1 pseudogene is annotated in these 652 nt (G+C 69.8%); it reads left to right on the forward strand.

What is annotated here, in order from left to right:
* Window positions 1-652, forward strand: a pseudogene (locus tag LH62_RS00225) (IS5 family transposase); the annotation flags it as partial.

A 652-nucleotide genomic window follows, 5' to 3' on the forward strand; every position in this document is an offset into this window, starting at 1 on the left:
GTACTCGCTCCGTGAGCTGTTCAACGGCCTGCGCTACGTCATCCGGAACGGCATTCCTTGGCGCGCCATGCCCAATGACCTGCCGCCCTGGGCGGCGGTCTACCAGCAGGCCCAACGCTGGCTGGCCGCTGGCGTGTTCGAAGCCCTGGCCAGCGACCTCCGCGCCATCCTCCGCCTGGCCGCCGGCCGCAAGGCCGAGCCGAGTGCCGCCATCCTCGACAGCCGCACCCTGCGCTCGACGCCCGAGAGCGGCGAGCGCGCCGGGTATGACGGCGCCAAACGCGAGCGCGGCTCCAAGCTGCACCTCGCCGTCGATACGCTCGGGCATCTGCTGGCCCTGCACGTCACCCCAGCCAACGCCGAGGATCGCGGCCAGGTCGAGCAACTCGCGCAGGCCGTGCAGTCAGAGACCGGCGGCAGCGTCGACCTCGCCTATGTCGATGCGGGCTACACCGGCGAACGCGCCGCTAACGCCGCCCGCCAGCACGGCATCGAACTCGAGGTCGTCAAGCTGCCCGAAGCCAAACGCGGCTTCGTCCTCCTGCCTCGCAGATAGGTGGTCGAGCACTCCTTCGCCTGGACGACGCGCTTCCGCCGCCTCGTCAAAGACTACGAGCGCTACGCCAGCACGCTCGCCGATTTCCACCTCGTC

Origin of the sequence: Belnapia sp. F-4-1 (genome assembly GCF_000802185.1) — a bacterium.
In the GTDB taxonomy this organism is placed as follows: domain Bacteria; phylum Pseudomonadota; class Alphaproteobacteria; order Acetobacterales; family Acetobacteraceae; genus Belnapia.